The organism is Microvirga terricola, assembly GCF_011777495.1.
Classification (GTDB): domain Bacteria; phylum Pseudomonadota; class Alphaproteobacteria; order Rhizobiales; family Beijerinckiaceae; genus Microvirga; species Microvirga terricola.
Genome location: NZ_JAATJS010000001.1, coordinates 321,180 through 337,437 on the forward strand (window position 1 = coordinate 321,180; position 16,258 = coordinate 337,437).

Consider the following 16,258-nt stretch of genomic DNA (forward strand, 5'->3'; position numbering starts at 1 on the left):
CGGAACCGGAGCAGCTTCCGTAGTTCTACGGAGATATGTCGGCCGGGCGCGCAAGGAGAACGAGGCGCACCATCTCGGCCACCGAGGTCGTACCGAGCTTCTCGGCGAGATTGGCACGATGCGTCTCGACCGTGCGCGGTGAAACACCCATGGTCCGGGCGATCTCCTTCGTCATCCAGCCGCGGGCCACCATGTCGAGGATCTCACTCTCGCGCTGTGTGAGGCGGGCCAGCAGCGTGCGCGCCTCATCCGCCTCGTTCGCGTGCCTCCGGTGCGCCTCGAGCCGCGCAAAGCCCGCCTCGATGGCCTCGATCAGCACTTGCTCGTCGATCGGCTTGGTCAGGAAATCGACAGCGCCGCCCTTGAAGGCGCGCCGGCAGGCATTCACGTCGCCATGGCCGGTGATCACCACCATCGGCAGGCGCTCGCCCTCTGCTGCAAGCCGCTCCAGAAGTTGAAGGCCCGAGAGGCCGGGCATCCGCACATCGGCGACGATGCATCCGACGGCGGCCTTGTCGCGCCGCTCCAGAAAGGCAAGGGCATTCGGGAAGGGTTCGACGGCAAACCCGGCCGTGCGCAGGAGCAGCCGGAGTGCGTCGCGAACATCCTCGTCGTCGTCGATGAGGAATACGGTGCGGGACGGCGCCGTCATTCGGCGGCCTCCCTGCGGCCCTCGGCGATCAGCGGCAGGTGGATGATGAACACCGCGCCCCCTTCCGGCACATTGGCCGCAACGATGCGCCCGCCGAAGGCTTCGACGAGGCGCTCGCAGAGCGACAGGCCAAGGCCCATGCCGTCCGGCTTGGTGGTGAAGAACGGCTCGAACAGGCGCGGCAGGTCCGCAGGCGGAATCCCCGGGCCCCGGTCGCTGACCGCAACTCCGGCCAAGCCACCCTCGACAAACGTCGCGACTGTTATCGTCCGCCGGTCCTCGGGCAGGGGCTCGATCGCGTCCGCGGCATTGCGCACGAGGTTGTGCACCACCTGCTCGATCGAGACCCGGTCGATCATGGAGGAAGGATCGCGTGGGTCGAGGTCGAGCTTCAGCACGATGCCGCGGCGTGCCAGATCGCCCTGCACCAGCTCGGCGACGTTGCGGACCAGCCGATTGAGACTCGTCCGCTCGGGCGCCGGCCCGCTGTTCGACACATAGGCGCGTAGGCGCGAGAGGATGTCGCCGGCCCGCTTGGCCAGGCGAACATTCGCATCGAGCACGTCGATAATCTCGCCCCGATCCGGAGAAGAGGAGCGGGCGAGACGCAGGCCTGCCTGACTGCGGCTGAGGATGGCGGTCAGCGGCTGGGTGAGCTCATGGGCGATCCCGGAAGCCATTTCGCCAACAGTGTTGACCCGCATGGCATGCGCGAGCCGGGCCTGATGCTCGTGAAAGCTTGCTCGCTCTCGGGCCTCGCGAGCGGCGCGACGTTCACGCAGCACGAAAGAGGCGAGGATGACCCCGATTCCTGTCAGCGCTGCCAGGAGCACGATGGCGATGGGCGGCAGAAGCTCGCTCACCGCCGGGCTCCGGGAAATCTGCAGCAGGAGCGGTTGGGACCGGCTGCCAAGTTCTTTCTCGAAGGCAAGAAGCGGCAGCACCCCATCGGGAGATGGCGACTGTCCCCTGTGGGCGACTTCGCGCCCTGATGGATCGCGTAAGGCGAACCACATCCCCGCGGACAAATCCGCCTCCGGGTCCATCAATCGCCCGGCGTCGATGGTCATGACGAGGGCGCCCGCCTGCGAAATGGTTTCGGGAAGTCTTTTGACCAGGTGATAGGCTGCCGCGCCATTCGGGTCCGTCATCACGATCGTCTGTCCGGCGGACAGCGTGGTGGCGGTTGCCGCAAGCTCGAGGATTCCCGGCCTGTTAGACTGAAGCTCGCGGGTGGTGAACACCACATCCGGAACGGGCACGAGGCTAACCGCATCGATGGCGGCGATCCGCGGGTAGAAACGTAAGACAGCGTCGGCGACGGCGCGAAAGGTCGTAAATGAGCGTTCGGGGCTCGCCAGCACAGCGGCAAGGCTCGTCAGATGCGCGTCATGCTGGTCCGCGCGCTGCGAAACGACGCGGTGCAGCGTACGGGCTTCCGCCTCGAAGCTGTTGCGGGCCCGGACGAAGTTGACGGCGGCGACTGCCGCCACCGCAACAACCATCAGCGTCGCCCAGGCAGCAAGGGCTCCGGCGACTCGTCTATTCATCGGCGCAGACAAGAATAAGCATGGCCCCAAACTAACGGCGCAATGCTCTTTCGTCGACTGTCCGGCCTCAGGGCGATAGCGTCGCGCTGTCGTTCAGAGGACAGAACGCGAAGGCGAGCCCCCTTTCGGATCAGGACGATTCTCTCGGCGCACCTCTTTAGACGCCGGGAGCCAAGGCCTTTTCGACACTTGCCGCGATGTCGAAGAGGCGCTGGTCGTGGCCGTGGCGGGCGACCAGCATGAAGCCTACCGGGCGCGCCTGGCCAGAGATCGGCAGCGAGATGCTAGTCAGGTCGAACTGGTTGGCGAACATGGGGTTGCGCAAGATCAACCAATCCGTCTTGTCATAAAGCTCTTCGTCCGCAAGCAGGGGCGCGGTCAGCGGTGCGGAAATGGCTGTCGCGGGCAATGCGAGGACATCGATGGGCGCCAGTCGCTCGTCCATGGCGGCCACCAGCGCCTGCCGGCGGCGCAGTGTGCGGATGTAAACCGGCGACGGCACCTTACCGGCGCGCGCAATCGAGCCCCTGACGAGCGGATCGATCATATGCGCTTTCGCCTCGATCCAATCCGCGTGAATCTCCGAGGCTTCGATAGAGGCAATCGATCCTCGGGCCGTCGCTTCCGCCATGGCCTGTAGCAGATCGTCGATACCGAGGGACGTAATCCGCGCGCCCGCCTGCGAGAGCCGCTTCACGCTCGCCTCGAAGGCCTCGGCGACCAGGGGTTCCGTTTCCGTAAACAGCCGACCCTCTGGAACACCGATCCGCAAGCCGGCGAGCGGATAGGGCGTGAGTGTGCGCGGCTCTTCCCCCGCCATGATGGCATCCGCGAAGGCGCAGTCCTGCGCGCTGCGTGCCAACGGGCCTATGGAGTCGAGCGTGTAAGAAAGCGGGAATGTGCCCTTGAGCGGCACGCGATGCGCCGTGGGCTTGAAACCGACGACGCCGTTGAAGGCCGCCGGAATGCGCACCGAGCCGCCGGTGTCGCTGCCGATGGCAATCTCGCTCGTACCCTCGGCCGCCGACACGCCGGCGCCGGAAGACGAACCGCCTGGCACGCGCAACGGATCGGCGGCGTTTCCTGGCGTGCCATAGTGAGGGTTGAAGCCGATTCCGGAATAGGCGAACTCGACCATGTTGGTCTTGCCGATGATCACCGCACCGGCCTGGCGCAGGCGACGAACGATGGCGGCATCGCTTGTGGCGGGCGGCGCATCGCGCAGCACGATCGAACCGGCCGTGGTCGCTTCTCCGGCGACATCGAACAGATCCTTGATCGAGACGATGCGGCCATCGAGCGGCCCAAGGCTGATCCCGTCGCGCCGACGCACATCGGCAGCATCGGCGGCGGAGCGCGCCTCGCTCGCGTAGATGCGGAGGAACACGCGCTCATCCGCGGCGCGGGCGGCCAATCGGGCGAGAATATTTTCAAGCGCGTCTCGAGCAGGTGTCATGATCGATCCAAAGCGGAAACTGGTGATGATAGTTTTGCATCGAAGCCACATGACTCTGTCAAGTTCGGGCCTTCGAGGATTGCCCTACTCCTTAGAGGTTAAGGAACAGGACCTATGCGCGACCGTTGCCCTTCCTGGGGAATCAAGATGCGCAGCGGGCCGGGCAGGAATGATACGAATCGCCATCGTGCTGATCGCGGGCCTTGCCGTGCTCATTGGCATGCCGCTTCTGCGTCCCGCTTCGCTCGCGATTCAGAAAACCGCGATAGATCCGCACAATCCCGGCGAAACGGGGGTCCTCACGTTCTCCGACGATTTCAGCACGCTGAATTTGTGGAACGGCGCAGATGGGACCTGGGACACGGCCTTCCCGTGGTCCGCGGCAAACGGCGCGGCCTTGTTCACCAACCGTGAGCGGCAATGGTACATCAATGCCCGCTATGAGCCCACCGCGTCGATCAAGCCTTGGCACATCAGCGATGGCAAGCTGATCATCACGGCTGATCGGGCACCGCCTTCCGTCAAGCCGCTCATCAATGGCTACAACTACACATCCGGAATGCTCTCGACCTATCACAGCTTCAGCCAGACCTACGGCTATTTCGAGATGCGAGCGAAATTTCCGGCGGGCAAGGGAATGTGGCCCGCCTTCTGGCTGCTTCCCGCCAACGGTCACTGGCCGCCTGAGATCGATGTCGTCGAGATGCTCGGCCACGATCCGGGCAAAATCTACATGACGGTGCATTCAAAGGCGTCCGGCCGCAGCACGGAGCAGCAGGGAAGTATCAGGGTCAATGATACGTCGAGCGGCTTTCACACCTACGGCATCTACTGGGGACCTGACACCATCACGTGGTACCTGGACGGAAACCCGACCTATTCCGCGCCGACACCGGCCGATATGCATCAGCCGTTCTATCTCGTGGTCAACCTCGCCGTCGGTGGCCGATGGCCGGGTGACCCCAATGAGAGCACCCATTTCCCGGCCGCCATGGAGGTCGAATATATCAGGGCCTACAAGACCCGCTGATGCCCTGCTGACGAAAGGGCCTGCGCCGCGTTAAAAGACCAAAGCCCCAACCGCGCAAGAGTGGTGAGACGCGATGCAGAAAGACCCAACCCTTCCGGTCGACGACGAGGCCCGCCTTCTCGCCAAACGGCTGCTGCGCACGGCGCGCGCGGGCGCGCTGGCGACGAACGATGGCGCGAGCGGTTTCCCCTTCGCCAGTCTCGTCTCCGTGGGTACCACGATCGACGGAACCCCCATCATTCTCACCTCCCAACTCTCGGTTCATACGAAGTTGCTGGAGGCGGATGCCCGCTGCTCACTGTTGTTGTCCGACATCGGCAAGGGCGATCCCCTCGCCCATCCGCGCATGACGCTTTTGACCAAAGCACAACGGCTCGAGCCCGGATCGGATGAGGCGCAGGCGATTCGGCAGCGCTATCTGATGCAGCACCCGAAGGCCGCGCTCTATGTGGATTTTCCCGATTTCGCGTTCTGGCGGCTCAACGTGACATCCGCTGTTCTCAACGGCGGATTCGGACGGGCCTATCGCATGGTCCGCACCGACATCGTGACCGATATGACGGGGCTCGACGGCTTTGCCGGTCTCGAAGCGGAAGCCGTCGAGCACATGAACATGGATCACAAAGAGGCCATTGCCCTCTACGCCACCAAACTGTGTGGCGGCCGGGACGGCGCATGGAAGCTGATCGGCCTTGATCCGGAGGGTGCACAGCTTGCGCTCGGCGACGAGATCCTGCGCCTCGTCTTTCCAGAGCGCCTGACGAGCACGGGCGATCTGCGGCCGGTGCTCGTCAATCTGGCGCAACAAGCCCGGGGACGATAGCCCTACAGAGCCTTACGCCGCGTATTTCGCTTTGAGATACGCGAGGTAGGGCGCGGGATCGAGGGCGCGGCCGGTTTCGCGCACCAACAGCTCGTCGCGGCTAAAGCGGCGACCATGGCGCCAGATCTTGGTGCGCAGTGCTTCCGCCAAACCCGTATAGTCCCCGGCCTCGATGGCAGCATCGAGCGCGCTGTCGCGGCGCAACGTTTCCATCATCTGCGCCGCCATGACGTTACCGACGGTGTAGGTCGGGAACGAGCCGATATAGCCCGTCGACCAATGCACATCCTGCAGCACGCCACGAGAGTCGTTCGGCACGTCGAGATCGAGATCGCGCTTGATCGCTGCGTTCCAGGCGGCAGGCAGGTCCGCAACGGCGAGCGAACCATCCATGAGCGCGCATTCGATATCGACGCGCAGCATGATGTGGAAATCGTAAGTCAGCTCGTCCGCCTCGACGCGGATGAAGCCGGGCTCGACCCGCGTGACGGCGCAATAAAACTCTTCCGCGCTTACATCGCCCAGCTCGTTCGGAAACTGCTTCTGCAGTTCGGGGAAATGCAGCTGCCAGAAGGCGCGGCTGCGCACCACGTGGTTCTCCCACAGGCGCGATTGGGATTCGTGCGCACCAAAGCTCGTGCCGCCGACGGCGTAGAGGCCGACGAGATCAGTCGTCAGCGTCGTGCGCGTATAGGCCGGATCGACGCCCTGCTCGTAGAGGCCGTGACCGGTCTCATGCGCCGTGCCGAAGATCGAAGCCGGCAGGTAGTTGCGATTGTAACGCGTGGTAATGCGCACGTCGTTGCGAGTGAACGACACCTCGAACGGGTGAACCGTGGTGTCGAGACGGCCGCGCTGAAGATCGTAGCCGAGCTTTTGCGCCATACTCAGGCCAAACGCACGCTGGCCTTCTTCTGCGAAATCCCGGAACAGGAAATCCGAGCGCGGCGCGGAGCGCGAGCGGGCAGCAGAGAGGATCGGCAAGAGGCCAGCACGCAGCGTCGCAAACAAGCTCTTGAGGCTCGCCGCCGTCTCGCCCGGCTCATAGATCGAGACCATGGCGTCGTAAGGATGCTCGGTCCAGCCAATGCAGTCCGCATAGGCGCGCGATAGCTCGACGGTCTTCTTCAGGTGCGGCGCGAAAATCGAAAAGTCGCTTTTCGCGCGGCCTTCGATCCAGGCGGCCTGCGCCACAGTGCGAAGCGCCGCGCGCTCCTGGATGAGAGACGCGGGAACGCGGCGATGATGTTCGAACGCCCGACGCGTCTGCACCACGAGGCGGCTGTCGGCGTTGTTCTCCGGCAGCGCCGCGACAGCCTTTTCGGCGGCTTCCAATGCCTTTTCGGTTTCGGGCGCCAACAGGAGATCACGCGCGATGCGCGTGAGCGTCGCGATCTGATGCCCGCGCGTCTCCGCTCCCTGAGGCGGCATCATGGTGCGGGAGTCCCATGTCAGGAGTGACGTGGCGTTCAGCACGTCGTTGACGGAGGCGATGCGCTCTTTCAGCGCCGCAAGTGAGGCTTCCTGGCTCATGATCCCTCTCTCTTCTGGTTAGTTCGTTCCGCCGGCGTTGAGATGGCAGGCCGCAGCGCGCCCCTTTCCGATCTCCGACAAGACAGGTGCCTCGCGCTTGCAACGCGGGCCGGCGAGCGGGCAGCGCGGATGGAAGTGGCAGCCGCTCGGCGGGTTGAGGGGCGAGGGAATTTCGCCGGCAATCGGGCGAAAGTCCTTGCGACCGACGCCGACGCGCGGAACGCTCTCGAACAAAGCCTTGGTATAGGGATGGCTCGGCGACGCGTAGAGTTCCGCCGTCGGCGCAATCTCCACGATGCGGCCGAGATACATGATCGCAACGCGGTCCGACACATGCCGCACCACGCCGAGATCGTGGCTGATAAAGATCGCCGTGAGATCCAGATCGCGCCGCAGATCCATGAAGAGGTTCAGCACCTGCGCCTGGATCGACACGTCGAGCGAGGCCACCGGCTCGTCGAGCACGAGTAGATCCGGCTTCATGGCGAGTGCGCGGGCGATGGCGATGCGCTGGCGCTGGCCGCCGGAGAACTGGTGAGGAAACCGGCGACGATAGCTCGGATCGAGCCCGACGCGGCCCAAAAGATCGGCAACGTAGTCGTCCGCCTCCCGCGCCTTGACGATATTGTGCGTCACCGGCCCCTCGGCGACGGTCTCGCCGATGCGCATGCGCGGGTTGAGGCTGGCGAAGGGGTCCTGATGTACCATCTGGACTTTCGTCGTCAGCTTGTGCGTGACGCGCCCTTGCTCTTTCGCGACAGGCGCGTTGCCGAACAGGACCTTGCCGTCGCTCGGCGCATAGATGCCGGCGATGATGCGCCCGAGCGTGGATTTTCCGCAGCCGGATTCGCCCACAAGGCCGATCACTTCGCCCTTGCGCACGGATAGGCTGACGTCGCTGACCGCACGCACGACCTCGATCTTGCGGCCCGCGCCCAAAAGCCCCGCGATGCGTTCGCCGAGACTCGGCCGCTTTACGAAGCGCTTCGATACGTGGTCGATGTCGAGGAAAGCGGCTGACATGAATCGGACTCGATCGGGTAATGGCAAAGGGCGGAGCGTCCATCTGCGAAAGTCTGGACGGGCGGCGTGGTGGTGCAGGCGGGGCCAGCCTTGAAACAGCGCGGCGCGAAGGCGCAACCGGCCGGGAGATTGGCGAGCGAGGGCGTGGAGCCCGGAACCTGCGGCAACCGCTCACCGGGCTCGTGCTCCGCTGGAACGGAGGCGAGCAGCCCCGCGGTATAGGGATGGCGCGGCGACGCGATGACGTCGGCTGCAGCGCCCGTCTCGACGACGCGGCCCGCATACATGACGCAGATGTCGTCGGCGAGGCTCGACACCACCGCGAGATCGTGCGTCACCCACACGAAGGCCGTGCCAGTCTCATCCGCAAGGCGGCGCACTTCGGCAAGGATCTGCCCCTGGATCGACACGTCGAGCGCGGTCGTCGGCTCGTCCGCGATGATGACGGCAGGGCTGTGCAGCAGCGCAATCGCAATCGCCACGCGCTGACGCATGCCGCCGGAGAGCTGATGCGGATAAGCGTCGAGACGCTCCTCCGGACTCGGAATACCGACCTTGGCGAGCGCATCGCGCGAGCGCGTCCAGGCTTCTTTACGGGAAACCTTGTCGTGCGCGCGCACCGCCGCGATCATCTGCGTCCCGATCTTGAGGACCGGGTTCAGGGTCATCATCGGGTCCTGGAAGACCATGGCGATCTGCGCGCCGCGCATCCGGCGCATGGCGTCGCCCTTCAGGCGCGTGAGATCCCGGCCGTTGAGCAGCACCTCGCCGCCGGCAATCTCGCCGGGAGCCTCGATGAGACCGAGGATCGAATAGCCGGTCACGCTCTTGCCCGAGCCGGATTCACCGACGAGGCCGAGAATGCGCCCGCGACCGACCTCGAAGCTGACGCCATCGACGGCCTTGAGCGTACCCGTGCGGGTCTTGAACTGCGTCTGGAGATTTTTGACGCGAAGAACGGCTTCACTCATCGGCTACGCCTCGGGTTCAGTACGTGGCGAACCTGATCGCCGACAAGGTTGATGGCGACCACCGTCAGCATCAGCGCAATGCCGGGATAGATCGAGATCCAATAGCGGCCCGACAGCAGGAACTGGAAGCCGTTGGAAATCAGCGAGCCAAGCGAAGGCTGCGTGAGGGGCAAGCCAAGGCCGAGGAACGACAAGGTCGCCTCGAGCGCGATGGAATTTGCCACCTGCACGGTTGCGACGACGATCAGCGGCGGCAGCGCATTCGGCAACAGATGCCTAAAAAGCACTTTTCGCGCCGGAAGCGGCGTCGAGAGCGCGGCCTCGATATAATCCTTGCGGCGTTCAGCGCTCGCCGCACCGTGCGTGGTGCGAGCGAAATAGGCATATTGCGCGGCGACCAGCGCGGCGACGAGCTGGGGCAGTCCCTGGCCGAGCAGCGCCACAAGCACCAGCGCCAGCAGGATCGCCGGCAGCGAGAGCTGCAGGTCGATGACGCGCATGATCAGCGCCTCGATCCGCCCGCCGTGATAGGCCGCGATCAGGCCGACCGTCGCGCCGAGCACGAGGGCGAAGGCACCCGCCATCATGCCGATGATGAGACTTGTGCGCAGGCCGTAAAGAATGGCGGAAAACAGGTCGCGCCCTGCTGCGTCGGTGCCAAGCCAATGGACATATCCGCCCGAGCCGACTTCGCCGGGAGGCAGACGCGCATCGAACAGGTCGAGCGCCTTCTGGTTATAGGGATCCTGCGGCGCAACGAGCGGCGCGAAGATCGCCATGAGCACCACGGCGACGATGACGATGAGGGCCGCGACAGCCACCGGGTTCTGGCGGAAATCCGCCCAGAAATTGGCAAGCCGGCCCCAACGGGTTTCGACAGGGGCACTCATGACGCGGCCTTCACACGAATGCGAGGATCAAGCTGGCCATAGACCAGATCGACGACGAGATTGATGATGACGAACAGAAACACGACGAGAATGAGGTAGGCGACCATCACGGGCCGGTCGAGCACAGTGATGGAATCGATGATGAGCTTGCCCATGCCGGGCCAGTTGAACACCGTCTCCGTCACGACAGCGAAGGCGAGCGTCGAACCGAGTTCAAGGCCGAACACGGTGACAATGGGAATCGAGATGTTCTTCAGGACATGCAGCCCGACGACCTTGCCCTCAGAGAGTCCTTGCGCGCGGGCGAAGCGCACGTAGTCCGAACTCATGACCTCGGTGGTGCCCGCGCGGGTCAGGCGGATCAAGAGGCCAAGTTTGAACAGGGCGAGGTTGAAGGCCGGCAGGATGATGTAGCTCCATCCTTCGAGCGAGCCGATAGAGAGGTTCAGGCCGAGAATGTTCGAAACCGGTCCGCGCCCGCCGGACGGCAGCCAGCCAAGTTCGACCGCAAAGGTCATGATGAGAAGAAGCCCGATCCAGAAGGTCGGCACGCTGAAGCCGAGCACGGAGAAGGCCATGATCGCCTTCGCGGACCATGAATCCGGCTTATAGCCAGCCCACAATCCGAGCGGAATGCCGAGGCAGGTCGCGATCATCATGGCGGTGAGCGCCAGTTCCAGCGTCGCGGGGAAACGTGACCAGATGAGGCTGATGACCGGCAGGCGGTAGATGAAGGACTCGCCGAGATCCCCGTGCAGCATGTTGTTCATGAACACGAAGTATTGCTCGATCAGCGAACGGTCGAGGCCATAGCGCTGGATCAGCGCCTCGCGCAAAGCCTGGGAAGAAGCAGGGTCGATCATCACGTCGATCGGGTTCCCGATGGCGTAAACGCCAAGGAACACGATGACCGACATCGCGATCATGACCATGACCGCCTGCAGGACGCGCTGGATGAGAAAACCGATCATGCTCGCTCATGCATGGGTTAGAAACGATCCGGAGCGAGCCCGAGGTGAGCCGCTCCGGAAGGAAGACCGGCCGGGTCGCCCGGCCGGCATCGATCGCCGAATGGTTAGCTCTTCGGCTTCATCTCGTAGGCCAGGGTCTCCTGGTCGACGCGCGGCGCGAAGGTGATGGCGCCCTTCTTCGCGGCCCAGACCGTCTGGAGCTGAACCGTCGGGATCAGCGCGCGGTCGTTCATGGAGATCTCGACCGCCTTCTCGAAGAGTCCGCGACGCTTGGGGTCATCCATGGTGCGGCTGCCTTCCTGGAGCAGCTTGTCCACTTCCGGGTTGGAGTAGCCCTGCTTGTTGAAGGCGCCGAGACCGACACTCGGATCGGCGGTGTGAACGAGCGAGCCGTAGGTGTAGCTCGCCTCACCGGTCAGCGTGCCCCAACCGCTCATCCACAGCGAGAATTCACCCTTCTGCTGTGCGGGGAAGAACACCGTACCGTTGAGCGCGTTGGCGTTCACCTTCAGGCCTGCGCGCGCCCACATCTGCGAGAGGGCTTCGCACATCGCGCCATCGCCCGGCAGGCGGTTGTTGGTGCAGTGGAAGTCGATCTCGAAGCCGTTGGGATAGCCCGCGTCGGCCAGAAGCTTCTTAGCCTTCGCAACATCGAACGCGCGCTCCGGCAGGTTCTTGCTGCTGCCGAAGAAGTTCAGCGGCATCAGCTGATTGGCAGGACGGCCGAGGCCTTCCAGCACCACGCGAACGAGCGTCTTGCGGTCGATGGCGACATCGAGCGCTTCACGCACGCGCGGATCGCGCAGCGGGTTGGCGGTGATTTCCTTGCCGTCGACCTTCACCGGCTTCGGCAGGGTTTCCTTCACGTTCGGCGAGAGGTTGAAGTAGTACACCGTGTCGGCAACGAAGGTGTCGACCGACTTGTCCTTCTGCATCGCCGCGTAGTCGGTGGCCGGAACGTAGTTGACGATGTCGACCTGGCCCGACTTCAGCGCCGCCATGCGGGCCGGATCGTTCGGGATCTCCTTGCGGATCACCTTGGCCCACGGTTGCTTGCCGCCCCAGTAGCCATCGAAGCGCTCGACGACGAAGTCACCCTTCGGTTCCCACGACACGAACTTGTACGGGCCGGTGCCGATGGCGGCCTTGCCCGAATTGAACTGCTCGTTGCGTGCTTCCATGCCGATGGACTTCGACACGACGAAGAGGCGGATGAAGTCGTTCGGCAGCGTCGGCGCCGGCGCCTTCGTGATCACATGCAGGGTGTACTTGTCGACGACCTTCGTTTCCTTCACCTGCTTGGTGTAGATCGTCATGCTCATCGGCCCGGTCACTACGGGGATGCGGTCGATGGAGAATTTCACGTCCTCGGCGGTCAATTCGGAACCGTCGTGGAATTTCACGCCTTGGCGGATCTTGAATTCCCAGGTCGTGTCGTCAACCGGCTTCCACGACGTCGCGAGACCCGGCTTCATCTGCAGGTTCTCGTCCGCCATCACCAGCGTGTCGAAGACATGGCGCAGCGTTTCCGCCTGGCTGCCGAGCGTCGACCAATGGGGGTCGATCGAGTCCGGACCCGCGCGGACGCCCATGGTCAGCGTCTGCGCCGATACCGCGCCTCCCAGCGCAGTCCCGAGGAGCAGAGCCGCGGCCAGCGCTCCGCCCAACTTGAAATTAAGTTTCATGCGAGATCCCCTCTTGCTAAGAACCGATCTTTTCGTCCAAGGTGTTCTTATCGATTAGAACGGTAGGTCACTCGGTTTATCAAAGTCAACACTGTCGTGCCCAAATCGCCACCATCTTCTGACCATTCCGAGAGCATCCGTTATAACGGATCAGAACAGGCGCCCGAGGAGCGCATTCTGAACAACCTCGCGGGGGCTCTCGACCGTTCTCTTCCCGTGCCGTTGGGCATTCAGCTTCGCGGCCTGATCGAATTCGGCATTGCGCTTGGGGAATTGCCGGCCGGTCAGCGTCTTCCCTCCGTGCGCGAACTCGCTGAGCGCGCCGGCATCGCCAACATGACCGTCGCCACCGTCTATCGCGAATTGCGCGAGGCAGGGCTTATTGAAGCCAAGCCCGGCGCAGGCACTTATGTCGGCGACGGACACACCAGCGATGGGCTGCGCTCTTCCGCCATTCGCAAGATTCAACGCCGCATCGAGTCCCTGTTCAACGAAGCGGAGGAGCTAGGGCTTGCGCCCTCCGTCGTCTCCTCTCTCGTCAATGCGCGCGCGGCGCGCGGGCGCACGCATGGCCGCCCCCTACGCCTCGTCATGGTCGGCAACTTCATCGACACGACGCAGCAATATGCGGACCGGATCAAGGAGTATCTGCAAGCGGACGATACGATTGTCGCAACGACCGTCGATGCCTTGCAGGCGGGCGAGCCCTTTCCGCAGCCCTGCGATGTCTGCGTCACGCTCGCCCACCGGCGCGGCGAGGTGGAGCATCTGATTCCGAGCGGCATCCCCGTCGTGGGCTTGAGCTTTATCCCGTCAGAGGAAACGCGCGCGCAGCTTGCCGTGATCGATCCGATGGCGCGCGTCGGCATCGTCTCAATCTTCCCCGAATTCATGGCGCTGATGAAGCCCGGTGTGTTGCGCTTCGCGCCGCACGTTTCCGATGTGGACGTGCGCATGCTCACCGCGCCCGATCTCGAAGCGTTCCTTGCTTCCGTCGATGTGGCGATCTACGCCAGTGGCGCAGAGGCAAAGGTCAAACAGCTCCTGCCGCCGGGGCGTCAGGCGATGGAATTCCGCTACGTGCCGGATCCGCATGCTATCCGCGCCACGTTGCTGCCCGTGCTCGAGCGCCAACGCTCGTCGAACAACAGACAAGAGGACAAGCCTTCATGAAAATCAGCGAGATGAACTGGTTTCAGGTGGAAGAATACCTGAAGACGGACGACCGTGCCGTGGTGCCACTCGGCTGCACCGAGCAGCACGCCTATCTGAGCCTGTCCGTCGACAGCATTCTCGCGGAGCGCGTGGCGGTGGAAGCGGCCGAACCCGTCGGGGTGCCGGTGTTTCCCGTGCAGGCCTATGGCATCACGCCGTACTTCATGGCCTATCCCGGCACCGTGACCCTCAAGGCCGAAACTTATCTTCGCGTCATCACCGACATTCTCGATTCGCTGCGCCGCACGGGCTTCCGCCGCATTCTGTTCGTCAACGGTCATGGCGGAAATTCGCCGGGTCAGACGGCGGCCATCGAATGGATGGACAAGAACTCCGATTGCCGCGTGCGCTTCCACAATTGGTGGAACGCGCCCCGCACCTTCGAGAAGGTGAAGGAGATCGACCCCGTCGCCTCGCACGCCTCCTGGATGGAAAACTTCCCCTGGACGCGTCTGCCCGGCGTCGCGCAGCCCGATTATCAGAAGCCGATGGTCGATCTGGAGCGCATGCGCACCTTCGGGCCGGAAGGCGTGCGCGAGATCCTGACCGACGGCAACTTCGGCGGTCGCTTCCAGCGCTCCGATGAAGACATGCACGCCATCTGGGCCGTAGCCCTGGAAGAAACCCGCGCGCTGATCGAGAACTGGTAATGAACGAGAACACGATTCTGATCTGGGGGGCCGGCGCCATCGGCGGCACTCTCGGCGCTTACTTCGCCCGCGCCGGCGAGGACGTGCTTCTCGTCGATATCGTCGAGCCGCATGTTGCCGCCATGAATACAAAGGGCCTCGCCATCGAAGGCCCCGTCGAGACCTTCACGCAGGCCGTGCGGGCAACGACGCCGGACGGCGTAAAAGGCCGGTTCAAGCGCATCATTCTCGCCGTCAAGGCGCACCACACACGCGATGCGGTGCGCGCCTTGAAACCGCATCTTGCCGATGACGGCACCGTACTCTCGGCGCAGAACGGCCTCAACGAACTCGTGATCGCCGAAGAAATCGGCGCGGAGCGCACCGTCGGCTGCTTCGTCAATTTCGGTGCGGATTGGCTGGAACCTGGCCGCATTCTTTTCGGCAATCGCGCGGCGGTCGCCGTCGGCGCGCTCGATGGCGTGGCGACGAAGGCGGTCGAGGATTATCACCGCCTCCTGTCGATCTTCGAGCCAAAGGCGGTGCTGACCGACAACATCTGGGGTTATCTGTGGGGCAAGCTCGGCTACGGCGCGATGCTGTTTGCGACCGCGCTCACCCCCGCCTCCATGTCGGAGAACCTCGCTTCTGAGCGTCACTTCCCGGTCTTCCACGCGTTGGGCCGCGAGGTCATGGCGGTAGCCGGAAAGCGGGGCATGAAACCGCTCGGCTTCAACGGCTTCGACCCGCAAGCATTCATGCCGGGCGCGCCGGAAGACGCCGCGCGCCGCTCCGTGGCGGACATGGCCGAGTTCAACCGGCACACCGCCAAAACCCATTCCGGCATCTGGCGCGATCTCGCCGTGCGCAAGCGCAAGACCGAGGTCGATGCACAGATCGCGATCATCGGCACGCTCGCCGCTGAATCGGGCATCGCGACGCCGACTATCAACAAGCTCGTCGAGCTGATCCACGACATCGAGGACAATCGGCGCGAACAATCCTGGGCCACTCTCGACCTGTTGCTGACGCCATGAAACTCGACTTCACCAACCGCCGCGCCGTCGTCACAGGCGCGGCTCAAGGCATCGGACGCTCCATCGTCCAGGCGCTTGCTTCTGAAGGTGCGCGGGTCTGGGCGCTCGATCTCGACGAGCAGGGCCTGCGCACAGCCACCGAGGCGGGCGCAAAAGCCACCCGCACGCTGGACCTCGCCGACCGCGCGGCGGTCGGGCGTGTCATGGATGAGATGGCGGACTCGCTCGGTGGCATCGACATTCTGGTCAATTGCGCCGGCGGCGTTCGTGGCCAGGTTGCGAAGCCCATCGAGGACGTGGCGGAGCAGGATTGGCTCGTGCTGTTCGAGGCCAATGTGCACGGCGCGTTCTGGTGCTCTCAAGCCGTCGCGCCGCACATGAAGCGGCAGAAGGCCGGCCGGATCGTCAATATTTCTTCCGGCGCGGGCCTGCGCCCGTCGCTCACCGGCATCCAAGCCTATACCGCCTCGAAACACGCACTCGTCGGCCTGACGAAACAGCTGAGTTTCGAGCTTGGACCCTTCGGCATCACGGTGAACAGCGTCGCGCCGGGCTTCGTCCTGTCCAATCCGGCAACCCAGCGCCAATGGGAAAGCTATGGGGCAGAGGGTCAGGCAAAGCTCGTGGAAAGCATTCACACCCGTCGCCTCGGCCGTCCGCAGGACATCGCGGAGACCGTGATGTTTCTGGCGTCCGACGCGGCGTCCTGGGTTTCCGGCCAGATCATTTCCGTAGATGGCGGACGCTCATAAAAGCGCCCGCTTCCGCCTCTTTTTATCGAACACCATTGTCA

The 16,258-nt window shown here is 63.9% G+C and carries 15 protein-coding genes; 6 read left to right on the plus strand and 9 right to left on the minus strand.

Annotated features, from left to right (window positions below):
- Positions 1-25: 25 nt before the first annotated feature.
- From HB375_RS01460 to HB375_RS01470, 3 genes are all read right to left on the minus strand, one after another.
- On the minus strand, positions 26-652 hold the full coding sequence (locus HB375_RS01460) for a response regulator transcription factor (protein WP_167671175.1): 627 nt from the start codon (positions 650-652) through the stop codon (positions 26-28).
- Positions 649-2,202, minus strand: a complete 1,554-nt coding sequence (locus tag HB375_RS01465) for a sensor histidine kinase (protein ID WP_167671176.1) — start codon at positions 2,200-2,202, stop codon at positions 649-651. Before HB375_RS01465 ends, HB375_RS01460 begins: the two co-directional genes overlap by 4 nt.
- Before the next feature lie 157 nt (positions 2,203-2,359).
- Entirely contained in the window at positions 2,360-3,658 is a 1,299-nt protein-coding gene (locus HB375_RS01470) for an amidase (RefSeq protein ID WP_167671177.1), read from the minus strand.
- Between the two features lie 169 nt (positions 3,659-3,827).
- Here HB375_RS01470 and HB375_RS01475 point away from each other — a divergent pair, with 169 nt between their 5' ends.
- Both HB375_RS01475 and HB375_RS01480 read left to right on the plus strand, forming a co-directional pair.
- Positions 3,828-4,688, plus strand: a complete 861-nt coding sequence (locus HB375_RS01475) for a glycoside hydrolase family 16 protein (RefSeq protein WP_167671178.1) — start codon at positions 3,828-3,830, stop codon at positions 4,686-4,688.
- A gap of 73 nt (positions 4,689-4,761) precedes the next feature.
- Positions 4,762-5,511 (plus strand): HugZ family pyridoxamine 5'-phosphate oxidase, encoded by a 750-nt coding sequence (locus HB375_RS01480; RefSeq protein ID WP_167671179.1) that lies wholly within the window; start codon positions 4,762-4,764, stop codon positions 5,509-5,511.
- A gap of 12 nt (positions 5,512-5,523) precedes the next feature.
- On the opposite strand, the gene HB375_RS01485 is transcribed toward HB375_RS01480, so the two are convergent.
- From HB375_RS01485 to HB375_RS01510, 6 genes are all read right to left on the minus strand, one after another.
- A complete protein-coding gene (locus tag HB375_RS01485; protein ID WP_167671180.1) occupies positions 5,524-7,044 on the minus strand; it encodes a carboxypeptidase M32 in 1,521 nt (506 codons plus the stop codon).
- A gap of 18 nt (positions 7,045-7,062) precedes the next feature.
- On the minus strand, positions 7,063-8,067 hold the full coding sequence (locus HB375_RS01490) for an ABC transporter ATP-binding protein (protein WP_167671181.1): 1,005 nt from the start codon (positions 8,065-8,067) through the stop codon (positions 7,063-7,065).
- Positions 8,019-9,038, minus strand: a complete 1,020-nt coding sequence (locus HB375_RS01495) for an ABC transporter ATP-binding protein (RefSeq protein WP_167671182.1) — start codon at positions 9,036-9,038, stop codon at positions 8,019-8,021. Before HB375_RS01495 ends, HB375_RS01490 begins: the two co-directional genes overlap by 49 nt.
- Complete coding sequence (locus HB375_RS01500; protein WP_167671184.1) at positions 9,035-9,928, minus strand: ABC transporter permease; 894 nt, start codon at positions 9,926-9,928, stop codon at positions 9,035-9,037. The genes HB375_RS01495 and HB375_RS01500 overlap by 4 nt, the downstream gene beginning before the upstream one ends.
- The gene (locus HB375_RS01505) at positions 9,925-10,899 is read right to left on the minus strand and encodes an ABC transporter permease (RefSeq protein WP_167671185.1); all 975 of its coding nucleotides are present in this window, start codon (positions 10,897-10,899) and stop codon (positions 9,925-9,927) included. The genes HB375_RS01500 and HB375_RS01505 overlap by 4 nt, the downstream gene beginning before the upstream one ends.
- A 104-nt stretch (positions 10,900-11,003) precedes the next feature.
- Positions 11,004-12,584, minus strand: coding sequence for an ABC transporter substrate-binding protein (locus HB375_RS01510; protein WP_167671187.1), 1,581 nt, complete (start codon positions 12,582-12,584; stop codon positions 11,004-11,006).
- 96 nt (positions 12,585-12,680) lie between these two features.
- Between HB375_RS01510 and HB375_RS01515 the strand changes: the two genes are divergently transcribed.
- Genes HB375_RS01515 through HB375_RS01530 form a run of 4 tightly spaced genes read left to right on the plus strand, consistent with a single transcriptional unit; the run spans position 12,681 to position 16,217 of the window.
- Positions 12,681-13,757: a GntR family transcriptional regulator gene (locus tag HB375_RS01515; protein WP_167671188.1), complete on the plus strand. Its 1,077-nt coding sequence runs from the start codon at positions 12,681-12,683 to the stop codon at positions 13,755-13,757.
- Positions 13,754-14,449, plus strand: a complete 696-nt coding sequence (locus tag HB375_RS01520; protein WP_167671189.1) for a creatininase family protein — start codon at positions 13,754-13,756, stop codon at positions 14,447-14,449. Before HB375_RS01515 ends, HB375_RS01520 begins: the two co-directional genes overlap by 4 nt.
- Positions 14,449-15,465, plus strand: coding sequence for a ketopantoate reductase family protein (locus HB375_RS01525; protein ID WP_167671190.1), 1,017 nt, complete (start codon positions 14,449-14,451; stop codon positions 15,463-15,465). The genes HB375_RS01520 and HB375_RS01525 overlap by 1 nt, the downstream gene beginning before the upstream one ends.
- A complete protein-coding gene (locus HB375_RS01530) occupies positions 15,462-16,217 on the plus strand; it encodes an SDR family NAD(P)-dependent oxidoreductase (RefSeq protein ID WP_167671192.1) in 756 nt (251 codons plus the stop codon). The genes HB375_RS01525 and HB375_RS01530 overlap by 4 nt, the downstream gene beginning before the upstream one ends.
- The last annotated feature ends 41 nt before the right edge of the window (positions 16,218-16,258 follow it).

What these genes read in the sequence shown, in the direction of transcription:
- HB375_RS01460 (WP_167671175.1), bottom strand. Translation starts at nt 652, where the DNA reads ATGACGGCGCCGTCCCGCACCGTATTCCTCATCGACGACGACGAGGAT.
- HB375_RS01465 (WP_167671176.1), bottom strand. Translation starts at nt 2,202, where the DNA reads ATGAATAGACGAGTCGCCGGAGCCCTTGCTGCCTGGGCGACGCTGATG.
- HB375_RS01470 (WP_167671177.1), bottom strand. Translation starts at nt 3,658, where the DNA reads ATGACACCTGCTCGAGACGCGCTTGAAAATATTCTCGCCCGATTGGCC.
- HB375_RS01475 (WP_167671178.1), top strand. Translation starts at nt 3,828, where the DNA reads ATGATACGAATCGCCATCGTGCTGATCGCGGGCCTTGCCGTGCTCATT.
- HB375_RS01480 (WP_167671179.1), top strand. Translation starts at nt 4,762, where the DNA reads ATGCAGAAAGACCCAACCCTTCCGGTCGACGACGAGGCCCGCCTTCTC.
- HB375_RS01485 (WP_167671180.1), bottom strand. Translation starts at nt 7,044, where the DNA reads ATGAGCCAGGAAGCCTCACTTGCGGCGCTGAAAGAGCGCATCGCCTCC.
- HB375_RS01490 (WP_167671181.1), bottom strand. Translation starts at nt 8,067, where the DNA reads ATGTCAGCCGCTTTCCTCGACATCGACCACGTATCGAAGCGCTTCGTA.
- HB375_RS01495 (WP_167671182.1), bottom strand. Translation starts at nt 9,038, where the DNA reads ATGAGTGAAGCCGTTCTTCGCGTCAAAAATCTCCAGACGCAGTTCAAG.
- HB375_RS01500 (WP_167671184.1), bottom strand. Translation starts at nt 9,928, where the DNA reads ATGAGTGCCCCTGTCGAAACCCGTTGGGGCCGGCTTGCCAATTTCTGG.
- HB375_RS01505 (WP_167671185.1), bottom strand. Translation starts at nt 10,899, where the DNA reads ATGATCGGTTTTCTCATCCAGCGCGTCCTGCAGGCGGTCATGGTCATG.
- HB375_RS01510 (WP_167671187.1), bottom strand. Translation starts at nt 12,584, where the DNA reads ATGAAACTTAATTTCAAGTTGGGCGGAGCGCTGGCCGCGGCTCTGCTC.
- HB375_RS01520 (WP_167671189.1), top strand. Translation starts at nt 13,754, where the DNA reads ATGAAAATCAGCGAGATGAACTGGTTTCAGGTGGAAGAATACCTGAAG.
- HB375_RS01525 (WP_167671190.1), top strand. Translation starts at nt 14,449, where the DNA reads ATGAACGAGAACACGATTCTGATCTGGGGGGCCGGCGCCATCGGCGGC.
- HB375_RS01530 (WP_167671192.1), top strand. Translation starts at nt 15,462, where the DNA reads ATGAAACTCGACTTCACCAACCGCCGCGCCGTCGTCACAGGCGCGGCT.